The sequence below is a fragment of the Flavobacterium pectinovorum genome, assembly GCF_022802975.1.
GTDB classification, from domain to species: Bacteria; Bacteroidota; Bacteroidia; order Flavobacteriales; family Flavobacteriaceae; genus Flavobacterium; species Flavobacterium pectinovorum_B.
In genome coordinates, this window is record NZ_JAFEVZ010000005.1 from 349,160 (window position 1) to 355,444 (window position 6,285).

Sequence of the window (6,285 nt, forward strand, 5' to 3'; positions counted from 1 at the left end):
AACCATGTCAAACATCAGTTTAATTATCGAAGAGCGTGCTGCCAATATAGGCAATTTTATGGTTGGGAGGTTATTGCCTTTCCGCGAAAAAAGAGCCGTCGGACCATTTGTATTTATAGATCACATGGGACCGGCACATTTAAATCAGTATCAAAATATGGATGTTCCGCCTCACCCGCACATCGGGCTTTCAACATTAACGTTTTTATTTGAAGGAAGCATCATGCACCGTGACAGTTTAGGAACAGAATTAGAAATAAAACCGGGCGCAGTAAACTGGATGACTGCCGGAAAAGGAATTTCACATTCTGAAAGAACCCCTGAATATTTAAGACAATCGGACAAAATGCTTCACGGATTACAGATTTGGGTCGCCCTCCCAAAAGAATTAGAACAAATGGATCCGAATTTTACCCATGTTGAAGCAGATGCTATTCCGGCTTGGGAAGATGATGGTGTTTTCTATAAATTAATAGCCGGAGAAGCTTTTAGCAAAAAATCACCAGTTCCTGTTTATAGCCCTCTGTATTTTATTGAAATTAAAAGCAAAGAAGCGAAGAAAATCAATATTGGAAGCCATTTATTCGGCGAAAGCGGTTTATATATTCTGGAAGGAAGTATCAAAAGCGGCGAACACGTTTACGAATCCAAACAGATTCTGATCACTAATGACAGCACTTTATGTGAATTTGAAATTACCGAAAATACCACGGTTTATATTTTTGGCGGACAACCATTTCCCGAAGAACATTTTATTTTTTGGAATTTTGTTTCATCCGATAAAAATCTTATCGAAAAAGCGAAACAAGACTGGGCCGCACAAACCTTTCCAAAAGTTCCGGGCGAAACCGAATTTGTTCCATTACCTGAACCAAGAATTAAATAATTTATGGAAACATTATCAGCAAAAATAGATACGCGTTTGTATCGTACAGAAATAACATCTGCCAGCGAAAACATTATTATTGCCGATGAGCCGCAAGAAATGGGTGGGAAAAACTTAGGCTTTAGCCCTTCAGAATTGCTTGCTTCTTCATTAGCTTCCTGTACTTTAATTACTTTAAGAATGTACATTAACCGAAAACAATGGAACGTTTCTGAAATTAACATCAAAATTGACTTTGAAAGAGATTTAGAGCAAAAAGTATCTTTATTTACAAGAAAAATTGAAATTACAGGCGAAATTGATGAAGCTCAAAAACAGCGATTAGAAATCATAGCAAACAGCTGCCCGATTCATAAAACATTAACAAATTCAATCGAAATCAAAACTACATTAATATAATTTATCATGGAAATCCAACAAATAAACGATACAAGAAGAGGTTATTTTGAAGCTGCAGAAGATGAAAAACAAGCAGGAAAAATGACCTATACCTGGGCTGGCGATTCAAAATTCATCATAGACCATACAGAAGTCAACGAAGAATTTAACGGAAAAGGTGTTGGCAAAAAATTAGTTATGGCAGCTGTAGACTATGCCAGAACCAACAATCTAAAAATCATTCCGCTTTGTCCTTTTGCAAAAAGCGTTTTTGACAAAACAGAAGACATTCATGATGTGTTATTTCATTAAGAATTAAGACCTAAGAAAATTGTTAGTTCAAGCGGCAAATCAAACTCGTTTTCAAAAAATATCAATTGTCTTTTGTAAACAGTTTCAATCAAATAGTGACTTCCTCTAAAATAAGTTCTCCTGATTTTAACTTCCAAATCAGAATGTTCAACCATAATTAGCTGATGAGGATAAACTAGTGATTTTTTAGTTTCATCTTCGGAAAGTTGTAACAAATGAGTAGGAACCTCATTGACTTCTCCAAAAAGAGAAGCAACGTATTTTGAAGATGGATTTGTATAAATTTCATTTGGGTTTCCCTTTGTGATAATTTCTCCATTGCGCATAACTATCGCTTCATCTGCAAATGACAAGGCATCTGTACTATCATGCGTAGCAATAATACAGGTTATTTTTTTCTGTTTTAAGTATCGGAACAAATTTCGGCGTAAAGCATTTTTTCGAAAAGCATCAATCTGGCTAAAAGGCTCATCAAGCAAAATAACTTCCGGTTCTAAAGCTAAAACTCGTACCAAAGCAACACGCTGCTGCTGTCCTCCACTTAAAAACTTAGCTTTAACATTCGAAAACTGTTCCATTTCGACCATTTCCAAAAGCTCCTGAACACGAAGCTTTTTCATATTGGCAAAACCGTTAGAAAGAAACTTTCCTACGTTTTCAGCCACAGTTTCATAAGGTGATAAATCGAAATCCTGTGCCAAATATTTCATATAAGGCATTCCGGGAATCAGGTTATATTTTGGACCTAAAACGGGCTTTTCTTCATAGAAAATCTTTCCTTCATCCAGATCATACAAACCATACATAAGTTTTAAAAGCGTACTTTTTCCACAGCCGCTTTCACCAATAATGGCAATGTTTTCACCTTTATTAATTGTAAAAGATACGTTTTTTATAACGGGTTTATCAGTATACGAAAATGAGATATTTTGAATGTCAAGCATGTGTTCTAATTGAGAGTTCAAATTTACAATGTTTAAATTCGAAAGCAAAAAAAAGCTGCTTCTATTATGAAACAGCTTTTAATAAATTTTATTGTATTTAATTATTTTCCAGCTTCAGCTTTAGCATCATTCACCATCTTGTCATTTGCAGTAATTGCAAACTCAACACGACGATTTTGCGCTCTTCCTTCTACAGTTTCATTGGTTGCAATTGGATCTGCAATACCTAAACCTGAAGTTTTAAAACGGCTTGCTTTTAATCCTTTAGAGACTAAATACGCTTGTACAGAAGCCGCTCTTTGTCCTGAAAGTGTTAAATTATATTCGGGTTTACCTGTGTTATCAGTATATCCAAATATCTGAATATCTGTATCACCGTAATCATTAAAAACAGGAACTAATTTATCCAAATTTGCTTTCGCTGTACTTGTCAAAGTAGATTTGTTAGTATCAAAACGAACCGCATTTTCATTAAGAGTTAAGCGAATACCTTCTCCAACTCTTTCTACATCAGCACCAGGAAGAGCCTGATCAATTTCACGTGCTTGTTTATCCATTTTATTACCAATTAAAGCACCGGTTCCACCACCAACGGCTGCTCCAATAGCAGCTCCTAAAGCAGCATTACCTCCTTTTCCTAAATTATTGCCTAAAATACCTCCAATAATTCCTCCGGCTACAACTCCAATACCTGCCCCTTTTTGTGTGTTATTAGCATTTTTCACAGAATCACAGCTTGCAAAAAAGCTACTTACAACTAACAATGCACTTAAACCTAAGATTGATATCTTTTTCATATTATCTTTTTATATAAAATTTATAATTAATTGGCTCTTTGAAATTGGTAAACAACGTCTTTTGTTTGCCCTCCAACATTAATATTATCAATTAACTGAAAAGAACTTTCTGATACTCCGGCTACTTTCAACAAATAACCTTCTCTAACTTTTTTAGCTTTTACACCAGCATCAAGAATTTTCAAAATAAAAGCTCCCTGATTGTTGACACTCCAAACAATTGGTGAACTAAAAGCTGTACAGCCGGGAGCATTCAAAGTCATACTTCCTTTGTTATTATTTGAAATAAAATTCCAGGTACTGCCAATAAAACATTTTGAATCTGCTAAATCAAATGAATTTACTTTAATGTAATCTGAACCAGGATAAGACACATTGGTAAGAACCCAATTTCCTTTAAGAGCCACTTGAGTTGATCTGTCAAGTTTAGTCGAAAGTGCGGGGGCTTCTGTTGAAGCTGTTGACGAAGCTGATTTACACGAAAAAAACATCGTGGCAATCATGCAAATGAAAATAATTTTCTTCATTTTGTACATTTATTTAAGTTAATACTTACGCATTTAACAATTATTATAACACAAAGATACAACTCATAAAATAGGTTTGGTTCCAAAATCTGATTATTTTCTTTCAAAATTAACACTTGTGCCATTTTGTCATTATAAATAAATTGGTATTCTATTTGAATGAATCAAAATCATCTTATTAAACTAAAAAATTAAAAAATATGACAACAGGTAAAATTAATGTTTCTGTAGAAAACATCTTTCCCTTAATCAAAAAGTTCTTATACAGCGATCATGAAATTTTCTTACGTGAGTTGGTTTCAAATGGTACCGATGCTACTTTAAAATTAAAACACCTTATTAGTATTGGTGAAGCTAAAGTCGAATACGGAAACCCAATTATCGAAATCAAAGTAGACAAAGAAGGTAAAAAAATCCACATTACCGATCAAGGTTTAGGTATGACAGCTGATGAAGTTGAAAAATACATCAATCAGGTTGCTTTTTCAGGTGCAGAAGAATTTTTGGACAAATACAAAGATTCTGCAAAAGATTCTGGAATTATCGGTCATTTTGGACTTGGTTTCTATTCGGCTTTTATGGTGGCTGAAAAAGTTGAAATCATTACAAAATCATATAAAGATGAGCCGGCAGCACACTGGACATGTGATGGAAGTCCTGAATTTACTTTAGAACCAGCTGACAAAACTTCACGTGGTACAGAAATCATTCTTCACGTTGCCGAAGATTCTTTAGAATTTTTAGAAGATTCTAAAATCAGTGGATTATTAAATAAGTACAACAAGTTCATGCCTATTCCAATTAAATTTGGAACAAGAACAGAAACTCTCCCAAAACCAGAAGACGCACCTGAAGATTATATCAACGAAACCGTTGAAACTGACAATATCATCAACAACCCGAATCCGGCCTGGACAAAACAACCTTCTGAATTATCTGATGAAGACTATAAAAACTTCTACAGAGAATTGTATCCAATGCAATTTGAAGAACCTCTATTCAACATTCATTTAAATGTAGATTATCCTTTTAACTTAACTGGAATTTTATATTTTCCAAAATTAGGTTCTGATATGCAAATTCAGAAAGATAAAATTCAATTGTATCAAAACCAGGTTTACGTTACAGATAACGTAGAAGGAATTGTACCTGAATTTTTAACGATGCTAAAAGGTGTAATCGATTCTCCGGATATTCCGCTAAACGTTTCTCGTTCAGGCTTACAAGCAGATGGTGCTGTTAAAAAAATATCTAACTATATTACTCGTAAAGTTGCCGATAAATTAAAAGCATTATTCAATGAAAACCGTGATGATTTCGAGCAAAAATGGAACGATATTAAAATTGTTTTAGAATACGGAATGCTTTCTGAAGACAAATTCTACGAAAAGGCAGGAGCGTTTGTATTGTATCCAACAGTTGATGATACTTATTTTACTTTAGAAGAATTAAAGGAAAAACTAAAAGATAACCAAACGGATAAAGACGGAAAATTGGTAGTTTTGTATGCTGGAAATAAAGATGCGCAACACTCTTATATAGAAACTGCAAAAGCAAAAGGATACGAAGTATTACTTTTAGATTCTCCGATCATTTCTCATCTGATTCAAAAAATTGAAGGAGATAATAAAGACGTTACTTTCGTTCGTGTAGATTCTGATCATATTGATAACCTAATCAAAAAAGATGAAAACACAATTTCAAAATTATCAGATCAAGAAAAAGAAACACTTAAAACGTCATTAGAAGCTTATATCCCAAAAGCATATTCTGTACAATTAGAAGCTATGGACAGCCAGGCAGCTCCTTTCCTCATCACACAGCCAGAATTTATGCGTAGAATGAAAGAAATGAGTCAATCAGGCGGCGGCGGAATGTTCGGAATGGGTAATATGCCGGAAATGTACAATTTAGTGGTAAATACTAACTCTGATTTAGCTTCAAATATTTTAAATACTGAAGATAAATCAACTCAGGAAAACTTAGTCAAACAAGCCTTAGATCTTGCCAAATTATCTCAAAACTTATTAAAAGGAGAAGAACTTACAGCTTTTGTAAAAAGAAGTTTTGATTTAATTAAATAAATTTTCAATTATAACTCATTAAACCTGCAAATACATTTGCAGGTTTTTTTATTGTTTCAAACTAAGCAGTATTACCATAACGCATCAAAATAGTATATCGATAAATGTATCATATAAAATTTCATCATCGATTCAATACTCTACAAAACCAAAAGATCTCAGTTTAGAGCAATTATAAAACAGATATCCTTTAGAGATCCTTTCTTTGATTTGACCTTTTCCGTGTTTATACTTATGGCGTTTCCCTCTGGGCCGGGCTGTGCGCTGTATCTTTTGCGATAGAACTTTTTAGAATAATAGAAAAAACGAATCCCGCAAAAGGATGCCGCTTCCATCCCTAACGCAATTTTGGGTAAC

8 protein-coding genes are annotated in these 6,285 nt (G+C 33.9%); 4 read left to right on the plus strand and 4 right to left on the minus strand.

The genetic code is table 11. The annotated features are described in order from the left end of the window. The first annotated feature begins 4 nt into the window (after positions 1 to 4). The 3 genes from FLV_RS09980 to FLV_RS09990 are packed head-to-tail and all read left to right on the plus strand — an operon-like array spanning position 5 to position 1,576. Positions 5 to 886 carry a pirin family protein gene (locus FLV_RS09980; protein ID WP_243233431.1) on the plus strand — a complete coding sequence of 294 codons (882 nt, stop codon included), beginning with the start codon at positions 5 to 7 and terminating at the stop codon, positions 884 to 886. 3 nt (positions 887 to 889) lie between these two features. Beyond that, the gene (locus FLV_RS09985; protein WP_243233432.1) at positions 890 to 1,285 is read left to right on the plus strand and encodes an OsmC family protein; all 396 of its coding nucleotides are present in this window, start codon (positions 890 to 892) and stop codon (positions 1,283 to 1,285) included. Positions 1,286 to 1,291: 6 nt separating this feature from the next. Continuing rightward, positions 1,292 to 1,576 (plus strand): GNAT family N-acetyltransferase, encoded by a 285-nt coding sequence (locus tag FLV_RS09990; protein WP_243233433.1) that lies wholly within the window; start codon positions 1,292 to 1,294, stop codon positions 1,574 to 1,576. Here FLV_RS09990 and FLV_RS09995 read toward each other — a convergent pair. The 3 genes from FLV_RS09995 to FLV_RS10005 all read right to left on the minus strand — a co-directional run bounded on the left by FLV_RS09995 (position 1,573) and on the right by FLV_RS10005 (position 3,844). Beyond that, positions 1,573 to 2,520 carry an ABC transporter ATP-binding protein gene (locus FLV_RS09995; RefSeq protein ID WP_243233453.1) on the minus strand — a complete coding sequence of 316 codons (948 nt, stop codon included), beginning with the start codon at positions 2,518 to 2,520 and terminating at the stop codon, positions 1,573 to 1,575. The two genes, FLV_RS09990 and FLV_RS09995, sit on opposite strands and share 4 nt — an antisense overlap. Before the next feature lie 101 nt (positions 2,521 to 2,621). After that, positions 2,622 to 3,317 (minus strand): OmpA family protein, encoded by a 696-nt coding sequence (locus FLV_RS10000; RefSeq protein ID WP_243233434.1) that lies wholly within the window; start codon positions 3,315 to 3,317, stop codon positions 2,622 to 2,624. A 26-nt stretch (positions 3,318 to 3,343) separates the two neighbouring features. After that, positions 3,344 to 3,844: a lipocalin family protein gene (locus tag FLV_RS10005; RefSeq protein ID WP_243233435.1), complete on the minus strand. Its 501-nt coding sequence runs from the start codon at positions 3,842 to 3,844 to the stop codon at positions 3,344 to 3,346. 200 nt (positions 3,845 to 4,044) lie between these two features. Here FLV_RS10005 and htpG point away from each other — a divergent pair, with 200 nt between their 5' ends. Further along, the gene (gene htpG / locus FLV_RS10010) at positions 4,045 to 5,928 is read left to right on the plus strand and encodes a molecular chaperone HtpG (protein ID WP_243233438.1); all 1,884 of its coding nucleotides are present in this window, start codon (positions 4,045 to 4,047) and stop codon (positions 5,926 to 5,928) included. Between the two features lie 158 nt (positions 5,929 to 6,086). Here htpG and FLV_RS10015 read toward each other — a convergent pair. Further along, on the minus strand, positions 6,087 to 6,285 hold a 199-nt coding region (locus FLV_RS10015; RefSeq protein WP_243233441.1), incomplete at its 5' end, for a hypothetical protein.